This window comes from Bacteroidia bacterium, from assembly GCA_027493955.1.
Lineage (GTDB): Bacteria > Bacteroidota > Ignavibacteria > SZUA-365 > SZUA-365 > JAOSJT01.
In genome coordinates this window covers 4,670,429-4,696,040 of record JAOSJT010000001.1, presented here as the reverse complement: position 1 = coordinate 4,696,040, position 25,612 = coordinate 4,670,429, and the positions used below count along the sequence as shown (strand labels likewise).

16 protein-coding genes, 1 tRNA gene and 2 pseudogenes are annotated in these 25,612 nt (G+C 55.6%); 3 read left to right on the top strand and 16 right to left on the bottom strand.

Annotated elements, in window-relative coordinates:
- Positions 1-173: 173 nt before the first annotated feature.
- The 5 genes from M5R41_17835 to M5R41_17815 form a co-directional block, all read right to left on the bottom strand.
- A complete protein-coding gene (locus M5R41_17835; GenBank protein ID MCZ7558262.1) occupies positions 174-3,512 on the bottom strand; it encodes a CusA/CzcA family heavy metal efflux RND transporter in 3,339 nt (1,112 codons plus the stop codon).
- A gap of 37 nt (positions 3,513-3,549) precedes the next feature.
- Positions 3,550-5,115 carry an efflux RND transporter periplasmic adaptor subunit gene (locus tag M5R41_17830; GenBank protein ID MCZ7558261.1) on the bottom strand — a complete coding sequence of 522 codons (1,566 nt, stop codon included), beginning with the start codon at positions 5,113-5,115 and terminating at the stop codon, positions 3,550-3,552.
- A gap of 31 nt (positions 5,116-5,146) precedes the next feature.
- Entirely contained in the window at positions 5,147-6,406 is a 1,260-nt protein-coding gene (locus M5R41_17825) for a TolC family protein (protein MCZ7558260.1), read from the bottom strand.
- Between the two features lie 127 nt (positions 6,407-6,533).
- Positions 6,534-6,950 carry a hypothetical protein gene (locus tag M5R41_17820; protein ID MCZ7558259.1) on the bottom strand — a complete coding sequence of 139 codons (417 nt, stop codon included), beginning with the start codon at positions 6,948-6,950 and terminating at the stop codon, positions 6,534-6,536.
- A 364-nt stretch (positions 6,951-7,314) separates the two neighbouring features.
- A tRNA-Cys gene (locus tag M5R41_17815) sits at positions 7,315-7,388 on the bottom strand.
- 1,958 nt (positions 7,389-9,346) lie between these two features.
- Between M5R41_17815 and M5R41_17810 the strand changes: the two genes are divergently transcribed.
- Together M5R41_17810 and M5R41_17805 are read left to right on the top strand one after the other, a co-directional pair.
- Positions 9,347-10,048 (top strand): glycosyltransferase family 2 protein, encoded by a 702-nt coding sequence (locus M5R41_17810; GenBank protein ID MCZ7558258.1) that lies wholly within the window; start codon positions 9,347-9,349, stop codon positions 10,046-10,048.
- The gene (locus M5R41_17805; protein MCZ7558257.1) at positions 10,045-11,328 is read left to right on the top strand and encodes a hypothetical protein; all 1,284 of its coding nucleotides are present in this window, start codon (positions 10,045-10,047) and stop codon (positions 11,326-11,328) included. The genes M5R41_17810 and M5R41_17805 overlap by 4 nt, the downstream gene beginning before the upstream one ends.
- A gap of 240 nt (positions 11,329-11,568) precedes the next feature.
- On the opposite strand, the gene M5R41_17800 is transcribed toward M5R41_17805, so the two are convergent.
- From M5R41_17800 to M5R41_17790, 3 genes are all read right to left on the bottom strand, one after another.
- Positions 11,569-12,504: an SDR family oxidoreductase gene (locus tag M5R41_17800; GenBank protein ID MCZ7558256.1), complete on the bottom strand. Its 936-nt coding sequence runs from the start codon at positions 12,502-12,504 to the stop codon at positions 11,569-11,571.
- A gap of 107 nt (positions 12,505-12,611) precedes the next feature.
- Positions 12,612-15,410 carry a DUF2723 domain-containing protein gene (locus tag M5R41_17795; protein MCZ7558255.1) on the bottom strand — a complete coding sequence of 933 codons (2,799 nt, stop codon included), beginning with the start codon at positions 15,408-15,410 and terminating at the stop codon, positions 12,612-12,614.
- Between the two features lie 51 nt (positions 15,411-15,461).
- The gene (locus M5R41_17790) at positions 15,462-15,731 is read right to left on the bottom strand and encodes a hypothetical protein (GenBank protein ID MCZ7558254.1); all 270 of its coding nucleotides are present in this window, start codon (positions 15,729-15,731) and stop codon (positions 15,462-15,464) included.
- Between the two features lie 235 nt (positions 15,732-15,966).
- Here M5R41_17790 and M5R41_17785 point away from each other — a divergent pair.
- Positions 15,967-16,143: pseudogene (locus M5R41_17785) on the top strand (transposase).
- A gap of 512 nt (positions 16,144-16,655) precedes the next feature.
- Here the strand turns inward: M5R41_17785 and M5R41_17780 are convergent.
- The 8 genes and pseudogenes from M5R41_17780 to M5R41_17745 all read right to left on the bottom strand — a co-directional run bounded on the left by M5R41_17780 (position 16,656) and on the right by M5R41_17745 (position 25,612).
- A pseudogene (locus M5R41_17780) lies at positions 16,656-17,924 on the bottom strand (IS701 family transposase).
- Between the two features lie 61 nt (positions 17,925-17,985).
- Positions 17,986-18,816: an FkbM family methyltransferase gene (locus tag M5R41_17775; protein ID MCZ7558253.1), complete on the bottom strand. Its 831-nt coding sequence runs from the start codon at positions 18,814-18,816 to the stop codon at positions 17,986-17,988.
- A gap of 10 nt (positions 18,817-18,826) precedes the next feature.
- On the bottom strand, positions 18,827-20,200 hold the full coding sequence (locus M5R41_17770; protein MCZ7558252.1) for a hypothetical protein: 1,374 nt from the start codon (positions 20,198-20,200) through the stop codon (positions 18,827-18,829).
- 77 nt (positions 20,201-20,277) lie between these two features.
- Entirely contained in the window at positions 20,278-20,877 is a 600-nt protein-coding gene (locus M5R41_17765; GenBank protein MCZ7558251.1) for a hypothetical protein, read from the bottom strand.
- A gap of 317 nt (positions 20,878-21,194) precedes the next feature.
- A complete protein-coding gene (locus M5R41_17760; protein ID MCZ7558250.1) occupies positions 21,195-22,463 on the bottom strand; it encodes an IS701 family transposase in 1,269 nt (422 codons plus the stop codon).
- A 164-nt stretch (positions 22,464-22,627) separates the two neighbouring features.
- Positions 22,628-23,470: a leucine-rich repeat domain-containing protein gene (locus M5R41_17755; protein MCZ7558249.1), complete on the bottom strand. Its 843-nt coding sequence runs from the start codon at positions 23,468-23,470 to the stop codon at positions 22,628-22,630.
- A gap of 156 nt (positions 23,471-23,626) precedes the next feature.
- A complete protein-coding gene (locus tag M5R41_17750) occupies positions 23,627-24,301 on the bottom strand; it encodes an ABC transporter ATP-binding protein (GenBank protein MCZ7558248.1) in 675 nt (224 codons plus the stop codon).
- 93 nt (positions 24,302-24,394) lie between these two features.
- Positions 24,395-25,612, bottom strand: coding sequence for an ABC transporter permease (locus M5R41_17745; protein ID MCZ7558247.1), 1,218 nt, complete (start codon positions 25,610-25,612; stop codon positions 24,395-24,397).

The following is a 25,612-nucleotide window of genomic DNA, read 5'->3' as shown; positions in this document are numbered from 1 at the left end:
GTGAAAAGGTGAAAAGGTGAAAAGGTGAAAAGGCAGGAGAGCTTCTCGCGTAGCATCTTACCTTTTCACCATTTTACCTTTTTTCCTTTTCACCTTTTCACCATGGTATTCCATCAAGATAAATCCGAAATCCGGACTCTGCAATCCGCAATGTGAAATCCGAAAATCCGACGTCATTCCTTCATCCACCCCGCCATGCGCGACACCTCCAGGGTACCTTTGCGCAACGCACGCTCTTTCATCCAGGAGAAAAGTACGGGAGTGATGACGAGCACGTGTATGGCGGAGGTGATCAGGCCGCCGATCATGGGTGCGGCGAGAGGTCGCATGACGTCGGTGCCGACGCCGCTGCTCCACATGATGGGCAGAAGAGCGATGAGCGTTGTGCCCACGGTCATGATTTTCGGTCTGAGACGCAGCACGGAACCTTCGTGCGTCGCTTCGCGGATATCCTCAACGGTGATTGGTCCGCGCTCCCCGCGTCGATGCGCGAGCAGTCTTCGATCGAGCGCCTCATGGAGATACACCACCATGACGACTCCGGTCTCCACGGCGAGCCCGAACAACGCGATGAAACCTACCCAGACGGCGACGGAGAAGTTGTAACCCAGGAACCATATCAAATACACGCCCCCGACAAGTGCGAACGGCACGGAGAACATCACCACCAGCGACTCCTTCGCGTCCTTGGTCGCAAGGTACAGCATGACGAATATGATCATCACCACCACAGGCAGAAGTATCTGCAGCCGTGCCCGGGCCCTGAGCTGGTTCTCGTATTGTCCGCTCCATTTCAGAGAATACCCCTGCGGCAGGGTCAACCCCTTTTCCAGCACAGACTTGGCCTCCTCCACGAAGCCGCCCATGTCGCGACCCCGCACATTGAGAAATACAATGGAACGAAGCTGCGCGTCTTCGCTGGCGATCATAGGAGGACCGGGTACGAGTTCGATGCGGGCCAATTCTCCAAGCGGTACATACGCCCCCGAAGAAAGACTCATGCGACGATCACCTCCGGATGACACCACCGGGGCCGTCGTCGCCTGCTCGCTTCCGCCGGTGCCGCTCATGCCGCTCATGCCTGGCATCGAGTTGTCAGCAGACGACGCCGAAACAGTGCTTGCCATGCTCTCTCCCCCCGACGTAGGTGTGACGTTGACCGGAACCGGAAGACGGCGCAGCTTCTCGATGTCGTCGCGGCTCTCGCGGTCGAAGCGCACGCGAATCGGGAAACGCTGCCGTCCCTCTATTATCGTCCCGAGATTCTCACCGCCGATCGCAATTTCGATGACGTCCTGAACGTCGCCGAGACTCACCCCGTAGCGGGCCACAGCGGCCCGGTCGATGGTGATGTCCAGGAACAGACCACCCTGCGTACGCTCGGCGTACAGATCCGCGGCACCATCCACACCGCGCAGCAATTGCTCCGCTTCGATGGCGAGCCGCTCCAGCGTGTCGAGATCTGGTCCGAAAATTTTCACGCCGAGATCGGTGCGCACACCGGTCGCGAGCATGTTGATGCGGTTGATGATGGGCTGTGTCCACCCGTTGCGCACACCGGGTATCTGGAGCTTTGCGTCCAGTTCGGAGATAATGTCGTTCTGGGTGACGCCCGGTCGCCATTGCTCCCGCGGTATGAGCAGAATGATGCTCTCGATCATGCTCACCGGCGCGGGATCGGTGGCCGTTTCGGCCCGTCCGGCTTTACCGAGTACCGTTTCCACCTCGGGGACCGAGCGGATGATGGCGTCCTGCACCTGCATGATACGGTTCACCTCTGTCATGGATGCCGACGGCAGCGTGACGGGCATGAACAGCAGACTACCTTCGTCCAGCGACGGCATGAACTCGGAGCCGCTGTCCATCACCATCGGCACCGCCAGCAGCAGCGCCACGATGTTCAGGACCATGGCGGTTTTCCTGAAGCGCAACGCGTAGCGTATTACCGGCTCGTACAGAAAATTGAGGAAACGGGTGACGGGATTCGCGCTCTCGTTCCTGAATTTCCCGCGTGTCAGCATCGTCATGAGCACCGGTACCAGCGTGATGGCGATGAAGGCCGAACCGATCATGACAAAGGTCTTGGTGAATGCCAGAGGACGGAACAGCTTCCCCTCCTGTCCTTCAAGGAAAAACACAGGGAGAAAGGATATCACCATGATGGCCACAGAGTAAAATATCGCCGGCCCCACCTGCCGCGCCGAAGCGATGGAAATCTCGACGTAATCCCGTTTCTCCAACCGCCCCTTTTGCTCCGTCGCCAATGCAACGTTGCGATAGGCGTTCTCTACCATCACGATGCTGGCGTCCACAATAACCCCGATGGCGATGGCGATGCCGCCCAACGACATGATGTTGGACGTGATGCCGAACAGCTTCATCAGTATGAATGCGATCAGTACCGCCACGGGCAGCTCGATGATGACGCGCAGTACGCTGCGCACATGCAGCAGAAACAGCAGTACGATGAGACTGACCACAATGGATTCCTTGATCAGCGTATCTCTGAGCGAATCAATTGCTGAACCGATGAGATCGGTACGGTCGTAAGCGGTGTGGATTTCCACACCGGCCGGCAGACCGGGACGAAGCTCCTCGAGCCGCTCCTTGACGCGCTCGATCACATCCATGGCATTCTCGTTCTGCCGCATGACGACAACGCCGCCAACCACCTGACCTTTCCCATCCTTCTCCAGCGAGCCGCGGCGTATGTCTCCACCCATCTGCACGACCGCCACATCGCTGATGCGCACAGGAGTACCGCCGGCGCCTGTCGACACGGCGATGGACTCGATATCCTCCGCGGAACGAATATAGCCCTGGCCACGGATGATGGATTCGGCTCCGGCCACTTCAAGCAGCTTGCCTCCCACATCACTGTTGGAACGGATCACTGCATTCCGCAGCTGCGGGATGGTCACATTGAAGGCCCGCATCTTCGCGGGATCGATGTCGATCTGATACTGCCGGACATAGCCGCCGATAGAGGCGACCTCGGCCACTCCCTCGACGCCCTGCAGGTTCAGCTTCACATACCAATCCTGAATCGCGCGAAGCTCGCCCAGATCCTGCGGTCCTTCGAGCGTGTACCAATACACATGGCCTACGCCCGTCCCGTCGGGACCGAGTTGCACCTTCGCACCGCCAGGCAGGGAAGACTGCACGGTGGAGAGCTTCTCCAGCACACGGCTGCGTGCCCAGTACAGGTCGGTGCGTTCGTCGAATATGATATAGATGAATGACATGCCGAACATGGACTGTGCGCGTACCGCCTCGACATCGGGTACGCCCTGCAAGGCGGTCACCAGTGGAAAAGTGACCTGATCCTCGACGAGCTGCGGCGAGCGGCCCATCCATTCGACAAAAACGATGACCTGATTTTCCGACAGGTCGGGTATCGCGTCCACCGGCGTCGTCCACACCGCCCACACACCCGCGCCGATGACGAGAGCGTAGGTCAGGAGAACGAGAAAACGGTTCCGCGCGCTGAATGTGATGATGCGTTCTATCATGATGTCATTTCCTTCTTCGCGATGATGCGGAGCCGAGTTATTCGACGATGAGTTTGCCGTGCAGCATGTCCATGCCGCAGCTGTAAGTGAAGGTGCCTTTCTTCTTCGGGGTGAATTCCACCACCGTCGTTTTGAACGCCGGCAGCTTCTTTCGTATGTCGAAGTCGGGGAAAACGACCTCGTCCGTGCAGCGGGAATCCTCCACGCGATGGAACAGCAGCCGCACCTTCTCGCCCGCTTTGACGCGGACAACTTCGGGGGAGTAGCCGAAGTCCACCGTGATCTTGATCTCCCGTGGTCCGGCTTTGCTTTCCGCACCCGTCATCTCCCCGACACCGGCGCTTTCCGTCACTTCGGCGGAGGATTCCTTCACGCGGTCGGGATGGAGCAGCGTGCTCTCGGAGTCCAGAAGATAACCGCCGCTCTCGGCGACCATGCTGCCTTCATCAATGCCACTCAGCACTTCGTAAAAAGCACCGGCTTTCGCGCCAAGCCGTACCGTGCGGGGTTCGAAGCGGTTTTCTTCCGCTTCCACCCACACCACGTCCCTGCGGCCCGTGCGAATCACCGACGATACGGGAACAGCCAGAATCTCCGCACCCTTTAGCGCGATGCCGCCACTGACGTACATGCCGGGCTTGAGTTTCCCTCCCGGATTGGCGGTCTCGACGCGCACGCGGACCGTACGCGTCTGCGCGTTCATCACCGGATCAATGAAGGTAACCCGTCCGCTGAATTCCTCACCCGGCCAGGCGGCGCTCGTCAATCGCACCGTCTGTCCGTTGCGGATGTAACGGATATCCTGCTCCGGGACTTCGATGTACACCCACACACGGGAGAAATCCGCGATTTCGTATACGGCGGTGCCGTCGTCCACGTAGCCGCCCTCCCGCACATTTTTCACCGTCACCGTGCCCGAACGCGGCGATGGATACGTGACGGTGTGCACGGCTTTCCCTGCCCGTTCGAGCTGTTCGATTTTCTCTTCGGGCAATCCGTAGTGCATAAGCAGTCTGCCGCGTATCGCTTCGATCATGCCGGACTGTATTTCCGCGGCCGCCGCGTTGCCGGCTTCCACCGCCTTGCGGCGCGCGTTGAAGGCGATCAGGTAGTCCTGCTGCGCCGTGATCAGTTCGGGGCTGTAGAGATCGAACAACGCCTGTCCTTTCCGCACCGAAGCTCCTGTGAAGTTGATATGCAGTTTCTCGACGCGTCCGCGAAAGCGCGCGCTGACCACGGACTGCAGCGGCTCGGCAAAATCCACCACACCCACCGCCGTGATGCTGCGCTCGATACGCTGCTTCAATACGGGAACCGTGGTCACATTTGCGAGAATGCGCTGCGCCGGCGAGAGACTCACCGATTGCAGCATCGCCTCGTCTTCGGCGGACATATCGGCGGACTCGGCTTTTTTTACGAGATCCATGTGGCACACCGGACAGGCCCCGGGCCGGTCGGAAATCACGGAAGGATGCATCGGGCAGGTCCAGGTTTCGGCCGCGGCCTCGTGGGCATGGTCGGTATCGCCACCGCCGCAGGCGGGGAGCATGCTGATAACGAGCACGGCGGTGAGCAGCGGGAGTAATCTATTCTTGAATCGCATGACAGTCTCCGTTATTCTGATTTTCATCGTTCTAGATTCCAAGGTCCGTTCCGACTGCGCGTTCGAGCCGCGCGAGGGCAACGTGATAGTCGCCCTCCAGCATTTCCGCATCCATGCGGAACATCGCCAACATGCGCGCCGCGTCCAGCAGTGTCGCGAAATCGCCTCCGCCTGTGGCGTAGGAAGTCATGGCTGCCTGCAGTGCTTGTTCGGCGTGCGGAATGATGCTCTCGCGGAAACGCGTCAGGCGCTCCCACAGACCATTCGCGACAGCCCAGGCGTCGCGCACTTCGTATTCCGCCATGCGACGCATGTCTTCGAGCTGTTCCTGAGCCGCACGCGCGTCGGCTTCGGCTTCCTCCACCGCTCCCGCGTAACCGCCGCTGGACCACGGTGCAATCGGCACGCTGACGCCGAACATCAGCGACCAGTGATCCGGCATACCCATGGTCATTTCCTTGTACATGGCGCGCACCATGAGGTCCGGCAGCCACTGCCTCCGGGCCAGGCGCGCCCGCGCATCCTGCATTTCGATGTCCTGGCGCATTGCGCGAAGATCGGGACGCGCCGTGACAGCGGCGTCCGCCAGCGAATCGGCGTTCCAACGCAGCGGCGAGAGGGCGATCACTTCGGTCTCCCCGATCACGCGATGCACGGCTTCTCCCGTCAGCGCGGCGAGCATTGCCAGTGCGCGCTGCTCTTCAGCCAGGATGGCGTCGCCTTCATTGCGGAGTAGTCCCAGTTCCGAGCGGAGGCGCTGAATATCGGCATTGCCGCCACGGCCAACGGCGTAGGCGGCTTCGCTGCTCGTGGCGATCTGCTCCAGCAGCGTAATGTTGTCGCGATTGACGTTCCGTCTGTTTCGCGCAGCCGTCAGCATGGCGTAGGCGGACTTCACCTCGGCGATAATCGCACGCTTCGCCGTCTCCACATTCTCGCGGCGCATGCGAATACCGGCATCGGCCATGTCTTCCATGCGTCCGATTTTGCCGGGAAACATGATCATCTGCTGAATGGAGTAATCGTTTTCGAGCCCGTCGCGGAGAGGATTGAGCGAGGTGACGGGTGTAGCGTAAAATTCAAAGGCAACTGTCGGCGCCTCCCAGGCGGAAGCCCGCCTGCGTGATGCTTCAGCGGATCGCACCCGGGCGGATGCGGCACGGAGCGCGGCGCTGTTGTTCAATGCGGCATCGATGAAGTCCTGTCTGCTGCGCGTGGTCTGTGCGGAGCTGTGTTCAGCACACAGCAACAGCATTGCGAACAGCGAAAGGCGTATGACGTGGGTACTCATATTGCTTTTCCTGAAATGATCCGGTATCGATTTGAAAAACATCGCGATGAGGTACAACGCGATAACCCGCGGCGGTAAGCGCCGGGGGTTCTCAATACACGCGGGCAATCACCCGCGAAAGATTATCTCAGGACAGGAAGGAGCCGGTAAGCAGCCAGGAGGGAGGCGGATCGCCCGGTGGTATCTCGCGGGCGAAGGAAGTAAAGCTACGGAAAAGATCCGCCGCGCCGTCGTCAGCAACATCAACGGGGAGTATCGCAAGATCGGCAGTGGGGACAAATATCGGGACGGTGTACTCGTCGGAAAGCTGTACCGTCTTGTCGAATTCGACGCAGCAGGCCGTGCGCGCTACCGATGGCCTTTCGTCGGCCGCAGTGCCGTTGCAGCACGCTGTAGCTTTCGCGGCATGCATATCGCAGTCCGACGATACCGTCACCGTACCGCTCATCGAGCAGAGATGCCAACTCATCGGTACGCCCGTCGTCGCCACAACCAGCAGCGGCAATACCAGCAAGCGGACTGCGATATGTCTGATGCGCTTCATCTGGATAAGATATGTCTGAAGTCAAGACCAGTCAAGGCACGATTGGCTGCCCGCCGAATCGCCCGCCGGCCGAAGTATCACAGGTCTATGGCACAACCGTCGGTGCATGAGAGCGAAGGCGGGACGAGGCACTATTGACGTTTTCAGTCCGAAAGGCGACACTGGAAAGGTAAAGGGTGAAAAGTAAAGCGAAAAGAGACAGGAAATCCGGAGCACAGCTCAGCCTAGGGCTGACGACACCTCCATTTGTCCGGCACAACATCTCCGCATGATACATCGACACTGCAGAGCACATCTCGTTTAACGTTTCACGTTTAACGTTTAACTCCTCAAAAAAAAGGCCGCACAGTATGCGGCCGCTTCGAGGCGACGATCGGATTCGAACCGATGAATAACGCTTTTGCAGAGCGTCCCCTTAATCCACTTGGGTACGTCGCCAATGGAATGTTTAAGATAGCACCGGCGTGGAGAAAATGCAATCGTGAATCGCGAATCGCGAATCGCGAATCGTGAATCGCGAATCGTGAATCGCGAATCGTGAATCGTGAATCGTGAATCGTGAATCGTAAATCGTGAATCGTGAATCGTGAATCGTAAAGAGTAAAAAGTGAAGAGTGAAGAGTGAAGAGCCCGAAGGGCGACACTTCCTCTAACCCCCAACGTCAGTTGGGGGACGACACGCGCCTAGCCACGACCTCCCCCAGCTCAGCCGGGGGCTGACGACACTTCCTCCGACCCCAACGTAAGTTGGGGGTCGCACGCGTGACTCGTCATAGCAAAAGAGCCCGAAGGGCGACACTTCCTCTAACCCCCAACGTAAGTTGGGGGTCGCACGCGTGACTCGTCATAGCAAAAGAGCCCGAAGGGCGACACTTCCTCTAACCCCCAACGTAAGTTGGGGGACGACACGCGCCCAGCCACGACCTCCAGCTCAGCCGGAGGCTGACGACACTTCCTCTAACCCCCAACGTCAGTTGGGGGACGACACGCGCCTAGCCACGACCTCCCCCAGCTCAGCCGGGGGCTGACGACACTTCCTCCGACCCCAACGTAAGCTGGGGGTCGCACGCGTGACTCGTCATAGCAAAAGAGCTCGAAGGGCGACACTTCCTCTAACCCCCAACGTCAGTTGGGGGTCGCACGCGTGACTCGTCATAGCAGAAGAGCCCGAAGGGCGACACTTCCTCTAACTCCCACACGTAAGTTGGGGGACGACACGCGCCTAGCCACGACCTCCCCCAGCTCAGCCTGAGGCTGACGACACTTCCTCTAACCCCCAACGTAAGTTGGGGGACGACACGCGTGACTCGTCATAGCAAAAGAGCCCGAAGGGCGACACTTCCTCTAACCCCCAACGTCAGTTGGGGGTCGCACGCGTGACTCGTCATAGCAGAAGAGCCCGAAGGGCGACACTTCCTCTAACCCCCAACGTAAGTTGGGGGTCGCACGCGTGACTCGTCATAGCAAAAGAGCCCGAAGGGCGACACTTCCTCTAACCCCCAACGTAAGTTGGGGGACGACACGCGTGACTCGTCATAGCAAAAGAGCCCGAAGGGCGACATTTCCTCTAACCCCCAACGTAAGTTGGGGGACGACACGCGCCCAGCCACGACCTCCAGCTCAGCCGGAGGCTGACGACACTTCCTCTAACCCCCAACGTCAGTTGGGGGACGACACGCGCCTAGCCACGACCTCCAGCTCAGCCGGAGGCTGACGACACTTCCTCTAACCCCCAACGTAAGTTGGGGGACGACACGCGTGACTCGTCATAGCAAAAGAGCCCGCAGGGCGACACTTCCTCTAACCCCCAACGTCAGTTGGGGGTCGCACGCGTGACTCGTCATAGCAGAAGAGCCCGAAGGGCGACACTTCCTCTAACCCCCAACGTAAGTTGGGGGTCGCACGCGTGACTCGTCATAGCAAAAGAGCCCGAAGGGCGACACTTCCTCTAACCTCCAACGTAAGTTGGGGGACGACACGCGTGACTCGTCATAGCAAAAGAGCCCGAAGGGCGACACTTCCTCTAACCCCCAACGTAAGTTGGGGGACGACACGCGTGACTCGTCATAGCAAAAGAGCCCGAAGGGCGACACTTCCTCTAACCCCCAACGTAAGTTGGGGGTCGCACGCGTGACTCGTCATAGCAAAAGAGCCCGAAGGGCGACACCTGAGGAGGTAAAGGGTGAAGAGTAAAGGGTAAAGAGGTTCGGGAGTGACAGCGACGTGATGGTGAAACTGAATGTGAAGGTTGAAGGGTGTAGATATCGAGCGATGAACGATGCCCGCCGCCTCGGACCGATTCCCGATTCTCGATTCCCGATTAACGATTCTCGAGTTGCTTCACCTTTACCGTTACGTTCGTATCTTATTGTTTTTCCAGTTCACGACAACAGTTCATGCCACACCGCCTCTCCATCATCATTCCCTGCTTCAACGAAGAAGGCACCCTCGTCGAACTGCTGCGGCGCGTGGAAACGGCTGATATCGGCGCAGTGGAAAAACAGATCGTCATCGTGGATGATGGCTCCACCGACGGCACGCGCGAGCTCCTGCGCGTGCATGCCGCGGAGCACACTGTCATCCTCTCGGAACGCAACGAGGGCAAGGGCGCGGCCATCCGCAAGGGACTCGCAGCGGCTACCGGCGACATCATCATCATTCAGGACGCCGATCTGGAATACAATCCGGACAATTACGCCGATCTGATCGCCCCGATTCTCGACGGCAGGGCACGGGTCGTGTACGGCTCACGCGAACGCAACAGCAATAATCGCACGCACTCCGGTGTCGCATATTACGCCGGTGGCAAGTTCCTCTCTTCGCTGACCAATCTGCTCTACGGCTCGGCCATCACCGATGAACCCACCTGCTACAAGGTGTTCGATGCTTCGCTGCTGAAGAGCATTCCGCTCGTCTGCACACGTTTCGAATTCTGTCCCGAAGTCACCGCCAAGGTGCTGCGCCGCGGCATCCCAATAATCGAAGTGCCTATCGATTACTTCCCGAGGAAAAAGCATGAAGGAAAGAAAATCCGCTGGCGCGATGGCGTAGAAGCCATCTGGACGCTGATCAGATATCGTTTTTCCTCACGCGTATGAAACATCCAACTGCTGCGATTTTGCGCGAAAAACTCTTCGATGTGATAGACCGCTTCCCGGCTGTCCGCATCATAACCGTGGCCGTGGTATTGCGCCTCCTCTTCGGCATCGGCTGGGCACTGTTCGTCAACGCGCCGCCCGAGAATGTGCCCGTCGCAGGCGAAACCTGGTATGAGGCGGGCGCGGACGGCTACATTCAAATCGCCCGCACGCTGCTGATTTCCGGCGAATACGCGTTTCATCCCGGTGCTCCGCCCGTGCATAACCGTCCCCCCGCACAGGCGCTGCTGCTGCTGCTGTTCGGTGCCTGGCTGCCTTCGCATTGGTACATGGTATGGATGTTCGGCTCGGCGCTGCTCTCATTGCTCATGCTGTTGGGCGTGCGCACCTTGGGCCGTGAGCTGGGGCTCTCGCGGCGCGCGGAGCGCATCGCCCTGCTGCTGGCGGGCTTCCATCCCTATCTGATCTTCATCAGTAAAACGACGACCTTCATCAATCTGGCCGCGCTGCTGCTCGTGGCCGTCGCGCTTGCCGCGTTGCGCATACGTCGCCGGCCTATCGCGCAGGCATCACTGACGGGACTGCTCTGCGGCGTCGGAGCGCTGACGCACGGCATTTTTTTGCTGCTGCCGCTGCTCATCGCGCCGCTTACCGCGTCCTTCCGCACGTTGCGGCTCCGTACACGGCTGCTCGCCATCCTGCTGCTCGTAGTCATAACCGCCACTGTCGTCGCTCCGTGGACGCTGCGCAACATGCGGACCTTCGACATGGCCATACCCGTCGTCACCGGCAACGGCTATCATTACTGGAAGGGCGAGGCCGTATATTTCGGAGGCGACTATCCGATGGCGGACGTCTACCGCCGCGCGACCGGCAAGGAATTCGAGGAGATGTATTACGGCGCGGTGGATCCCCGTGCCGATGCGGTGCTGTGGGAAGAGGCGAAGAAGGACATGCTCGCGCGTCCCTGGCGCATCCCTCAGCGCCTTGCCATCGGTTCATTGGCCTTCTTTGCGCCCTGGGACAGCTCATATTCCAAAGCCGTTGTGTCCGGAATTCTGAACCTTCCATTGCTCCTCGTTCTAACGCTGTTCTCTTTTCAGGCTATCAAGCGCCGCAGCATCACCCGTGAGCACATGGCGCTCATCGTCCTGCTCGCCTACATCGTCGCGGCCTTCGCCTTCTTCGTCGCCTGGGGATCGTACTTCACCATGATTCTTCCCGTAGCGCTGACGCTCGCGGTGTCGCTGTGGGAGCGGAACGCAGAACACACAGAATAAACAGAATACGCAGTAAGGATATTTTCGCGACCGTTTCCGGTTCAATTCCCGCTGCGGGCCCCTACGATGTGATGCAGAAATCCAGTATAGGCGAAACGAGGGCGGAGTTTTCAGGCTCCACCCTCTTTATTAATTTTCTCCGCCAAACAAGAAGCCCGGAACCTCTTTACTCTTCGGTTCTACCTTTTTACCTTTTTTCCTTTTCACCTTTTTACGATCCTACCCTTTCACCCCTATCCCCTACCCCAGCTTCCTCCTGAAATACTCCGCAGTTCGCGTCAATCCCTCGCGACGCGCAACCACCGGCTCCCAGCCGAGCAAGGTGCGCGCAAGCGTGATGTCCGGCTGACGAACTTTGGGGTCGTCCTCGGGAAGTTCGCGATGCACAATATTGACGGGGCTGCCGAGGATTTCGATGACCTCTTTCGCGAGATCCAGCATGGTCAGTTCGTCGGGATTGCCGATGTTGACTGGATCGGAATAATCGGACATGAGGAGGCGGTATATCCCCTCCACAAGATCCGACACGTAGCATACGCTGCGTGTCTGCATACCGTCGCCGAACACGGTGACATCCTCGCCGCGGATGGCCTGTGACATGAAGGCGGGAATCGCCCGGCCGTCGTTGACGCGCATGCGCTCGCCGTAGGTATTGAAAATGCGGACGATACGCGTCTCCACTCCATGATAGCGGTGATAAGCCATGGTCATCGCCTCGGCAAAGCGCTTGGCCTCGTCGTACACGCCGCGTGGTCCCACAGGGTTGACGTTGCCCCAGTAGGACTCCACCTGCGGATGAATTTCGGGATCGCCGTAAACCTCGGAGGTGGAGGCCAGCAGGAAACGCGCGTTCTTGGCCTTCGCAAGTCCGAGCGCCTTGTGCGTCCCCAACGAGCCGACCTTCAGCGTCTGTATCGGAAGCTTTAGATAGTCGATCGGACTGGCGGGCGATGCGAAGTGGAGAATGTAATCCAGGCCACCCTCCACGTACACGAATTCCGTCACATCGTACTTGACGAAGCGGAATCCGGGGTTGCCGAAGAGATGATCAATATTCGCCAGATCCCCGGTGATGAGATTGTCCATGCAAAGTACTTCATGTCCCTCCGCCAGCATGCGCTCGCAAAGGTGACTCCCCAAAAAGCCGGCTCCGCCGGTAATCAGTGTGCGTGGCATGTTCAGCCCCTTGTGATAATCAACTCACTCAATTACGCGGAGAGGGAACACAGAGAACACAAAGATCTTCTCTGTGTTCTCTGTACCCCTCTGTGATCTCTGTGATCCTACGGCTGTATCGCGACGGTGGTATCCGCTTGTCGCCTGCGGCCACCGTTGGCTTTCAACTCCTCGAACATCCGGATGTACTGCTCGAGGCTGGGGTCGTTCATGTGCTTCTGCGTCTCGCGCAGGAAGTCTATGCCCTTCTGATACTGCCCGCCGTACTCATACAGATCGAGCAGGAAGCGATGCGGCGAACGCGGCAATCCCTGACCGGTCGGATTGTCCTTGAGCAGATTCAGATAGTATTCCTCGAGCGGCGCGGCGTTGCGGAGGTAGCCCGCGGTGTCCTGCATGAGCAGGTACATGTTCGAAAGGTCGGTACGCAGACTGGCTTCGAACTCATGATATTTCTCGGGAATCACCTCGTCCATCTTCGCGAGCACTTCTTTCGCGCCGGCATTGTCGCGATGATCCTGAATGAGCACCTGTCCCAACGCCATGAACAGTACGCGGAACGAGTAGGTCATCTTCGTGCTGGCCTCGTCGAGGTTGATATGCGGATTGTTGAGTTCGCGGAACATGAAGCCGATGGCGCGCGTGGCGACGGGCTCTGTGCGGATCTCGGTGAGATGGCGCTTCACCAGCGGTGCATTCATCGCGCTGTAATAGCGGTCCTGCCGGTACGGGAACTTGAAGGGCACGACGCGACGGGCCAGGCCCTCCACGACGAGATGCTCTTCCAAACCGATCTGATCACTGCCGCCAACACTGGTGGCGAAATAAATCGGGCGCTCGTTGATGTTGTTGTTCAGGATGTCGAGGATAAGCATGTCCTGATTACGCAACCCCTTTGCGCCGCGCGGGTCGGTATACGTGGGTTGCACGAAGAAGCTCATGCTCGTCGGGATTTCCACTCCTTGCGCGACGAAGGGGATCTCTTTGAGCGACTCGATGTTGATGCGCTGCGGATCGATAGGCACCGTCATCTGGCGGCCGTCCCATTGCACCGGCATCATCGCTTCCAGCTCCTGGTCGGAGTAGCTGATGTTCACCGTCTTCGCGCCGTATGGTCGTTCGTTCTTGAGCTGTTTGCTGTACCAGGCGGTGTTGAGCAGGCTGAGATTCACCACACGGACATCGCGGCGGATACCGGCAGTGTACTGCAGATACCACACCGGGAAGGTATCGTTGTCGCCGCCGGTGAAGAGGATGGCGTCCTGATCGCAACTCTGCAGCAGATTGTACGCGTAGTCGAACGCCACATAGTTCAGACTGCGGTCATGCGTCTGATAATTGTTCGCCAGCATGTTCACCGGCGCGGCCACCAGCAGCAGCACCGCGACCGCGAGCCCGACGGCTTCGCTGCGTGTCGCTTTTTCCCGTATGAACTCCACGATACTGTACACCCCCAGCCCCGCCCAGAGCGCGAACACCTGGAAGGACCCCACGAAGAAGTAATCGCGCTCGCGCACCTGTGGTTCGGACATGTTGAAGTAGAGCACGAGACCGATACCCATGACGAAGAACAGCGTCCCCATCGCGATGCCGGTGCGCAGGTCCTTGCGGAAATGATAATACAATCCGAGCAGGCCAAGGATGAAGGGGATGGCGTAGTACTTGTTGGGATACCCGGGACTTTCCGACCAATCCCCCTGGTCGCTGAACCAGATGACCGGCGCCTCCTGAATATCTCCCGCGCGGCCAACGAAATTCCAGAGGAAGTACCGAATGTAAATGTGCCCGAGCTGGAATTTCAGGAAGTACTCAAAATCCGAACTGTAGTTGGCGTAGCGTGAAACAGACTCGGGGTTCCAGCGGCGCGGAAGAAACTTTTTCTGATCGGTATTGATGCTGCGCAAACGGTCGTCATAGTTGAAGCCGCTCATCAACGGATACGATCCGTACTGCTCGCGATTGAGATAGCTGTACAGACCTTGCAGCGTTTCAGGCGCGTTCTCGTTCAGTGCGGGTTGCTGGCCTGCGCGTATCGGAACGATGGTGTACGTGGAATATCCCAGCGTGACCAGCAGCGCACCCAGCGCAACCATGCGCAGCTGCGGATGCAGTTTCTTCGCCGCGACGATGAAAATCAATGCGGCGACGAGGAGAAGGAAGAGATAGCGGGCGAAATCGTCACCCAGCATGGCCGGAATGTACTTTACGATGCCGGGATACATGACGGCGAAGCCGCCGACCGCGGCCAGCATCGCCAAACCGATGCTGCGGGCGGTTATATCGTCGCTGTGCCTGTCGCGGAAGAAAATCAGGACGAAAACGTAGAATACCGCCAGCAGGGACAAAAGGTGCACACCGATGCTCAAACCCAGCAGATAGGCGATGAGCAGCAGTGACCGCTCGGAGTCGAACACGCCGGCCTTGAAATACCACTCGGTCGCGATCCACACCACCGCGGTGATGAAGAACATGCCGATGCCGTACACTTCCGCTTCCGAAGCATTGAACCAGAACGTATCGCTCCAGGAAAGGATGAGGGCGCCGATGGCCGCCGACAACATCATTGTGACCGCCGAAATCGCCGTCGCGGGCTCGCCTTTCCACTGACGCAGCAGGCGGATCGACACCAGATAGGTGAAGAGCACCGAGAGCGAGCTCGAAAACACCGACAGCAGATTTACGCGGAACCCCATATCATCCGAAAACGGAAGCAGGGAGAACATGCGGCCGACAAGCTGGAAAAACGGAGCGCCGGGAGGGTGCGGCACGCCCATGGTGACGGCCGCCGTGATGAACTCGCCGCAATCCCAGAAGGAAATCGTCGGGGCGACCGTCATTAAAAACACGATGGTCGACGCCAGAAACACGATGCCGGCGAAGACGCGATTCCACAAATTGAAATTCATATTGTTTCGATTGCTGATGAAGAATGCTTCGTGGGATTCCTGGGCGCCCGGTCAGGCCGCCGTTTCGTCGGTCGGTCGGCTCTTCTGCTTGTAAATGATGCCAAGCGGAATGATAATGCAATAGCCGATGAAGAGAATGACCGGCGCCACGGTGACGGCGCTCGCGCTGAGGGCGTCTCCCGACATCATGATCAGTATGCCGAGAATGTTGATCCCGATGCCGGCGATCAGGATGATGTAATTGATGCGCTGCGGAAGCTCTGCCTCGGACACGCTCTTCCGCTGTGCCGCCTTGCGCTTCCTCTGCTGTACTTTGGCCATGCGATGCACTCGACTTATTGTTGTTGGTACAAAGAATCAAACATGAATATTACGAAAATCAGGACATATCGCGCTACACGTCCCGGAACAATGGTACAACAAGAAATTTCTCGCAGGAAATGACCCTTGCGAGTCATCCTGTCGCGTTTCGTCTGCACGTACCGATTCTTGGGGTTGTCCGGAAGGGCGGCGCAATTGTGGTGAATACGAGTAACTCTGGTTTCAGACCCTTCCAAAGCAATCGATGAGCTTGTTGGACACGCTCGTCGATACCAACGTCCCGCATGGCGTTGTGCTTGCCGATGCGGGTTGTGGTGACGATAGCATGCTCCAACATCAACTCAGCGCCTTGGGCATGCCAAACGTAGTCGGCACTGAATCTTCGACAGTGGTTCGTCTGCGCGGCGAGTAAGGAGAAACGATGGGAGTGATGCGTGAGACGTCTTCTCCGTTCTGGGACGGGCGAGGGCGTGGGAGAAAACTCATTCGAGGGAGTACGCTGGCAAGAAGGTAGTTGCGCGATATTGTGGTCGCGCTTGTGGTCGATATGATTCGTCGGCGCACAGCGGGATCCCGCGACACGCGTGAGAGAACCGGAATAATGCTCCATGGACGCCGATTGTGGATAATCCTCCCGCTCGAAGAAACCCGACGGAGTTTATTCCAGGCACCTTTCCAACCCGAAAGCTACGGGCAACGGAGATCCTCCCGTACTGTGTGAGCCACACGTTGATTCGTTAACAGCAGCCCTGAGGGGCAGACTCATAGCTGTGCCGGTTAATTCTACTGCGTTATAAACATCATGGTCCATGCACATGAGAGTCAACGGCGTGGCGATCTTTTCTTCGCTTGCACACCGGACAGCATGGGAGCCGCTGCACAAGCACCGCGATAATCCTTGCCCGCATTGTCGCGATGGAAGATTCAACGTGTCGCTACCACTGTACGGGCGGCTCCCCGTGGTCGGTAATTTGCGGGTAGGACAGGTGCCCGGAACGGATTCCATCGGGATTCTTCTTCTGGGGGGAAAAGGCCGCGTTCAGCGACCAGAAACGCGTATGCCGCGATGCACATGGTCGCGTGATGGTGGAACCCCCGCCACCCCCTCCCTTCGAAATGGTTGAGTCCGATCTCGCTTTTCAACTCCTCATAATCCCGTTCGATACGCCATCGCATCATCACAATATGGACCAATTGCCGCAAGGTGCTGCCCTCGGGAAGCGTCGCCAACCAGAATTTCGTCGGCTCGACGGCGCCGTCCGGCCATTCGACAAGGAGCCATTCCTCCGCTGCCGGCCCTCCGCGCTCTGGAACGTGGTGCGCACTGACGACGCGTACCGCCCAGAACCGCGATGTCAGCACGGCCGAACTGCCTTCACGCCAGCGTACTTCCTCAAAAGCACGTTCCCCGACGGAAACCGCCAGATCCAGAACCGATACAACCACGTCTCGCATGCCTTGCCAGAGGTCGTTCGCTGTACCGCGCACCGATACCGTCGTCGTCGACTGAACGCCCACCGCGTAGCGCAGACCCAATGCACTGAGTTGATAGCGAAACAGACTATCGTTTCCGTAGCCGGCGTCGGCGAGCAGCACGCCGCGCGGGATGTCGGTATCGACAAGTTTTTCAAGCAAACTCATCGCGATCGTCGGTTTCGTCTGAAACCAAAGCTGTTCCGGGACGCCGCACTTGAGTCGTCGCTCAGGATCACTCGCTCAGGACTCCGGCAAATACAGACGAAACGCGACAGGAAGGCTCGCTTGCGAGTGCGCGACGGACACGGCTACCAGGACCTGACAGTTGTCCTGCTTGCCAAGCCGCCCGCAGTACTGGCGGGCGACATCTACCGAGTACTTCCCTTTTTTCGGCAGCCCGGTGTCGTCGACGATCCATGCCTGAATCGGCTCCATCGTCTCGATGGCTGGAAGAGTATAGTCTCGGACCGCCTCCATGACGGCGTCATCGCTCCATGGGGCGTCGGCGATAAAATGGTGCATCGACTGGTGTTGGTGGGGTACATGTTCCGGATCGATACGGGCTGCCATCGGCTCGACGCTCTTGCGTTCGCCGGGCAAGACCAATCCGCTGCAATAATTTCGCAACGGAATCGCTCGATCCGCATGTCCGATAACTCCTGTGAGCAGGTTCATGTACGCATCAAAGCGTTGTTCGGGCGTCGAAGGTGAAGGCATCGGAGCTCCGTGAGTATTCTCGATGCCGCAATATACGAAATATTTTTATAACACAGTAGAATTAGATGGGTGTTGCTAAAACATCAATTGTACCGCCCTTGGAGACATACCCCTTGACATTCTCGTTGTTTATTTCCTTTCTTGTTTTTGCATCTACAAGAGTGTAATTCAGCGATTTCAGCGGCTCAACAAGTGCATTGAAATCTATATTTCGACGTTCAAGTTCGTAGAGCGACAGTTCGAAAATAATGACTGGACGATTTTCCTTTATTGTATTTAACGCTCCTCTGATAACCTCATACTCATAACCGTCGGTATCGATTTTGATTAGGCGAGTATTAGTTACTAAGTTATCTGAACAATATTTGTCTATCGAGGTATAATCATCTGTAGCCTCAGACGATTGCCCCATATGTATGGGATGTCGATTCCCACCCAATCTATCAACTGGCCAGCTAGCATAACTGATAAAACCGGAGTCATTTTGTTGATTTTCCCCAACGAAAGCCTTGATAACTACGATGCGGTTCGACAGCGATGGATTTAATTCCAAGTTCCTCGAAAATTTTTGCAGTGCGTACGTCGATGGTTCAAAAGAATATATACGTGCATTATTATATTCGTTGGCGTAGTACAAACTAACTGTTCCGGAATTAGCCCCAATGTCAATTATCGATGTCGGCTCTTCATCTCTCTCAAGTGAATTTATCAACACATGTTTCTGGAAAGCACCAAAAAGGAATATCGATAAATCAATCCCTTCAGCCAAATCCAGACTGTATCTTACACCATTGACTGCTTTAATTCTATGTCTTTTGACCCCAAACAATCTCAGAATCTTATATACGCAATATGCAATATAAATTTTTTTTCTTGTCGATAATTTAAACATAATTTATTACCTATTCTTTGTCGTTTATTTCAGGTTTCCTTTTAGAAACGCCGCAAACAGTGATATTCGGCTTCATTTCGGACCATTCAGTGCAGTTTGCACAGTCAATAATCTCTTTACCGTTAGTAATTTCTCCGCCACTGCTTATGCAATACAACGTTTTTATTACCTTTCCCGTTGAGATAGAAGTAGATTTAATCCATCCACATCTAGTAGCTGCTGCGGAATATTGTTGGGCTCTTCTCCAAAATACGTCACAAATCAGCTTCCTATATGCACTGCAATTGTCGTGCAATACGTTGGCATTATAAACTCCATCTGCGAATTCATCAAGCAATCCCCAAGGTGTCATTTTCAATTTTTGGAGGCAAACTAGAATTTCAGGTAAATACTTACTTATCTCAGGATCGGGGAACGATCCAATTGGCCTAGGTAGAAACATGCTTCTAATCTGGTGCGCAATCTCTACGTCAATATCATAAGCCCCAAACAACATAACGTTGTCCAAACCTATTTTACGTGCCTCACAGAGCAAGGTATCAAAATAATCCTTGTTACAAGGCGTATGCCATGTATAGTGATCTGGGTGACAAGCGACATTAATCCATCCTGTTAGATTCTTATCTTTGAAATCCGCCCTCCATTGATACCAATCATGAATCTGGAGACATGCCTTTGGATTCGAATAGCAAAAGCGATACAATAATGTACCAGGAAGGCTCAATGGATTAATCAATAATCTAGCAAAGTCCGACGTCAGTTCCTCGGATCCCCAATTTCTGGTATATCTAGAATATGCAAGGCCATCTGAAAAGCTGGAAAGATCATCAAAATTAGTGGGATCAGATCCGATACCTAGATAAAAATCGCTCGTAATAAATTTCTCACCGAGCTTATATACTTCATTTGCGAATGCTCGCACTGCTACAATATCTAGGTTACATTGGTTTTTATTTCGCAATGGTTCATCAATATAGATACTATCAAAATGTCGACCAGGTGGTAGAATATTTACGGCACCTTTTACTTTCCAAATTTCGCGTATATCGTGCGAACCACAATGAGTGTGAAGCTGTAGATTCTCGGTCTCATACCCAGCCTTTTCTAATGCTTTACCCAGACTCGTTACGGTGTTTCGATTATAATCATAATATTCTTCTAATCCCAAGCCTACGTATGAGAATCCTAAGCTTTTCAAACGTTTAATGTTTAGAATAACTTCCTCCTCAGAGGCATCACCATCGATTCCTTTTAAACAGTATATGGGCGGATAAACACCAAATTTCCGCTTAGGATCCGTCAACACTGTAGCGAATTCAGTTTCATATATCCACTTTGTACATTCACGTTCTGTACCTATCTTATAGCACTTTATAGCTGCCATTTTGCTCGCTCTGAGTATTTATTTAATCATACTATGCAAGAATTCTCATCCTCCATGTCATTATGCATATTGATGCATCAAGGCATAACAATAATTTTCAACTCGAAGATAGAATGATTCGTTCCATCGTATGTCCATATTCCTATATCAAATTGTCCAAAGGTTCTGAAGACAAGATCAATTGTATGTTCATCCGTTAGACTTAGGCCCGCCCAGCTAATCACTGGTGTAGTCCCTTGTCGATCTCCCCTTGTCGCGGCATTCGTGATTAGCGACAATTGGACAGCTGTGATAGGCGTACCTCCGAAATCGATATACAAACGATTCCGCCACTCATGCACTCCTCTCAGGAAGAGTATTTTTCGCAAAGGAATTGCAAGCGCGGAGCTTGAATTCCATCGTTTATGATTAAACATCCACATATTCGCATCGGCGACCTTAAGTTGATTGTCCGATTCCAGTGCTGTAACTAAAGGCTCATTCGAGATGGTGAGTGGGGTTGGCGTCCATGTACCTGGTTCGATATAAGTTGTACTGAATTCGAACTGCCCCACAGTCGAATCCAAAATGGCATTTTCAAGAATCCCCAATGGATCAACGGGACTCATTTTTTGCAAATCGTACCAACTTGTGATTATGCTTGGACCACAGCAGTTGGGATTTTCTAAATCGTTCATACCATCACCTTCAGAGTTGTATCACGAAAATTGATCAATTTCATTTAGTTTGAAGGATAACTTCAGCGACTCAACACGCTGGTACTGACGTTCATAAAAGCCCATAATAGCAATTTTCCGGCTCTCTTTCAATAGGATAACCGCAGACTGAAACATTTTATTTCAATCTCTTATTCCTACTATGTTACATACATCATGGTCCATGTACATGAGAGCCATCGGCGTGGCGATCTTTTCTTCGCTTGCACACCGGACAGCATGGGAGCCGCTGCACAAGCACCGCGATAATCCTTGCCCGCATTGTCGCGATGGAAGATTCAACGTGTCGCTACCACTGTACGGGCGGCTCCCCGTGGTCGGTAATTTGCGGGTAGGACAGGCGCCCGGAACGGATTCCATCGGGATTCTTCTTCTGGGGGGAAAAGGCCGCGTTCAGCGACCAGAAACGCGTATGCCGCGATACACATGGTCGCGTGATGGTGGAACCCCCGCCACCCCCTCCCTTCGAAATGGTTGAGTCCGATCTCGCTTTTCAATTCCTCATAATCCCGTTCGATACGCCATCGCATCATCACAATATGGACCAATTGCCGCAAGGTGCTGCCCTCGGGAAGCGTCGCCAACCAGAATTTCGTCGGCTCGACGGCGCCGTCCGGCCATTCGACAAGGAGCCATTCCTCCGCTGCCGGCCCTCCGCGCTCTAGAACGTGGTGCGCGCTGACGACGCGTACCGCCCAGAACCGCGATGCGAGCACGGCCGAACTGCCTTCACGCCAACGTACTTCCTCAAAAGCGCTTTCCCCGACGGAAACCGCCAGATCCAGAACCGATACAACCACGTCTCGCATGCCTTGCCCGAGGTCGTTGGCCGTACCGCGCACCGATACCGTCGTCGACGACTGAACGCCCACCGCGTAGCGCAGACCCAACGCACTGAGCTGATAACGAAACAGACTATCGTTTCCGTAGCCGGCGTCGGCGAGCAGCACGCCGCGCGGAATGTCGGTATCGACAAGTTTTTCAAGCAAACTCATCGCGATCGTCGGTTTCGTCTGAAACCAAAGCTCTTCCGGGACGCCGCACTTGAGTCGTCGCTCAGGATCACTCGCCCAGGAATCCGGCAAATACAGACGAAACGCGACCGGAAGGCTCGCTTGCGAGTGCGCGACGGACACGGTTACCAAGACCTGACAGTTGTCCTGCTTGCCAAGCCGCCCGCAGTACTGTCTGGCGACACCCACCGAGTACTTGCCTTTTTTCGACAGTCCGGTGTCGTCGACGATCCATGCCTGAATCGGCTCCATCGTCTCGATGGCTGGAAGAGTATAGTCTCGGACCGCCTCCATGACGGCGTCATCGCTCCATGGGGCTTCGGCGATAAAATGGTGCATCGACTGGTGTTGGTGGGGTACATGTTCCGGATCAATGCGCGCTGCCATCGGCTCGACGCTCTTGCGTTCGCCGGGCAAGAGCAACCCGCTGCAATAATTTCGCAACGGAATCGCTCGATCCGCATGTCCGATGACTCCGGTGAGCAGGTTCATGTACGCATCAAAGCGTTGTTCGGGTGTCGAAGGTGAAGGCATCGGAGCACCGTGAGTATTCTCGATGCCGCAATATACGAAATATTTTTATAACACAGTAGAATTATGCTATGCTCGTGTTGTGCCCAGATCCACGCAATCGAAAAGAAGATGTTTTCTCAATCATGCCTCATAATTATGGTTGTGAGTCGTACATCACAGTAAATCTAAAAAGAAACCACCGCATTTGGGAAGGATAGCCGGATTCTGTCTCTCGACGAGGGCGGGATTGGATTTCCGACAAGTCCAAGATGTACTAATTTTGGAAGGGCGCTTGCGGTTACACGGAAGTCTGTAAGGTTGTTGTAGTGAAGGGATAAGTATTTCAGTTCTGACAGCGATCCGGATGCGACATTAAACTCCTCCAACTCATTATTTCCAAGATCCAAGGAATACAATGACTTGAAGCTGTTCGATGCAGTTTCGAATGCCCTAAGTTGATTGTACTGTAGACTCAATTGAGAAAGGTCGTTATAAGAAAATTCATCCACATTGAAGTTTTTAATATTGTTCGAGCTTAACCCCAATTTATGGAGTTGCTCCCAATGCATCATCCAAGCGGGAATCGAATCAATATTGCAATCATGAAGAGCTAACCAGGTAATACTGGAACTTTCCAGGCTATCCGGAATAAAGGAAATCCCGCACGAATCTATGTACAAATTGAGTATATTTTTATTCCTCCAAATTTGAGGTGGAAAACTTTCCAGTTGGGTGTTATGCATCTCAAAATGGGTTAACGAGTTCATCATGCTGATCGCTTCCGGCAAAAACCGAATCGGACTATCTCGAATTTCAAGATACCAGAGCTTTTGCAATCGCCCGATCTCGGGTGAAAGAGAGTCGCCGATTGCACTTAGCTTAAGCTCTTGTGCTGATGAGGCGTTCTCCAGTGCAGACTCCAAAGTTGTATACCCCCCGTAGTAAGGTTCAAATGCCGAAGGGTGATGTTCGCAACCAGAAGCAAAAATCAAAGTCAGGAGAATACTCAACAAACGTGCATACATCATGAATCACCTCCAGAATGTTGCCACCTTTCCGGCCAGTTCTGGAAATACTGCGCTCTTGGTGAAAACGCTGGCAAAATGGACGGCAAGGAACACTCGATGCAGCAAAAGTAGTTCGTTCTTTCTCGATTGTCAAATGTCAAGCTGCTACAGCCGCCCTCACAACAACCGCCCCTCATGCAACCGCCACGTCGCGTCGGCCCTGGCGGCCAGTCCGCTGTCGTGCGTCACGATAACAAAGGTCTGACCCTGCTCGCGGGCCAGCGTCCACAGCAATTCATGCAGCATGTCGGCGTTTTCCTCGTCGAGATTGCCGGATGGTTCGTCCGCGAGAATCACGCGCGGCTTGTTGGCAAGCGCCCGGGCCACCGCCACGCGCTGCTGCTCGCCTCCGGAAAGCTCCGAGGGCCGCGCCTCCTTGCGATGCGCAACATGCACGGTTTCCAGCAGTTCGTCCGCGCGTTTGAGAGCGGCGGATTGAGCCATACCGGCGATCATGCAGGGAATGGCGATATTTTCGCGTGCGCTGAACTCGGGCAGCAGATGATGAAACTGAAACACGAAGCCCATGCTCCTGTTGCGGAACGCGGCGAGCGACGCATCGTCAAGCGCGAACATGTTCTCTCCGTCGAGCAGCACTCCGCCGCTTGAAGGCCTGTCCAGAGCTCCGATGATGTGCAGCAGCGTGCTCTTGCCGGCACCCGAAGCGCCGACAATGGCCGCGACGCTTCCTTCGGGGACGTTGAGCGATGCACCGCGCAGTACATGATGCGTCGTGCTGCCGGAAGCGTAGGATTTGTGCACGTCCTGAACGATGACGATATCGCTGCTCATAGTCCGTCCCCTTCTGTTGCGGCGCGGCGCGGTTCCGGAGAACCGACGCCAAGAATTGTGTTTTGACGAAATGTTTGCATGAATGTTCCTACTTTATTCCCACCGCACCGCGTCGATGATCTCCACCCTGCCCGCGCGTCGGGCGGGAAACCACGCCGCAAGCAAGGTCAGTCCGAAAGTCGCCACGGCAATCAGTACGATGTCCGACAGCTTCAGTTCGACGGGAATGGCCGGAATAATGAACGCGGCATCCAGCGCAACGAGACCGAACTCCGCCTGCAGCCAGGTCAGCAGCAATCCGATGAACATGCCCGCCAGCACGCCGATGAGGCCCGTCCACACGCCCTGCAGCAGGAATATCCGCTGAATGCGACGCGAGGACAAACCCATCGTGCGCATGATGCCGATGTCGCGCTTTTTTTCCAGCACCAGCATGGTCAGCGATGCGAGAATGTTGAACACCGCCACCGCGATGATGATGGCGAGCAGAATGAACGCGCTCCATCGCTCGATGGTCATGACCGAGTACAGGTCGCGGTGCAGATCGTACCACGTGAGCACATTCCAGCCCTCGCCGATGGAGGCGCGCAGCTCGTCTCGCACATCCTCGCTGTCGCCGATGTCGTCTAGTCGCAGCTCATAGCCGCTGATGCCGCCGGACATGCGGAACAAACGCCGCGCATCGTCCAACGCCAGAAAGGCGTATGCGCCATCGTACAATTTGTTCTGCGATTCGTAAATGCCGGTCACGCGGCAACGCAGCACCGTGGGCGTCACGTACTGCGTGAGCATGCTCTCCATGCCTGCAGGACTGTACAGCACAACCGTGTCTCCAACCATCGCGCGCATTTTATCCGCCAGAGCAATGCCGAGTACGATGCCGTTGCGCTCGCGCAGGGTAAAATCGCCGAGCACGATTTTTTGATCCACGCGTGAAGTACTCCGCACGCTGTCCGGCGCCACTCCTTTCACCCACACGAAGTTTGCGGCGCCCCTGCTCATGACCATGGCCTTGCGCTGTATGAAAGGAGACAATCCCGTGACATCATCGCGCGACGCAAGTATCGTGCGAACATCGCCGTCGCCCTTGCCCTCGCTCCGCGGGATGCGTTCCACTTTCAAATGCGGATCGAAATCCTGCAGTATCGAGGTCACGAGACCATTGAAACCGTTGAACACGGACATCACCACGATCAGACTGGCCACGCCGAACATAATGCCCATGGTGGCCAGCAGGGAAATAATGTTGATGAAGCTGAATCGCTTCCTGCCGAACAGGTACCGCCGCGCTATGTAGCGTTCGATGCTCAT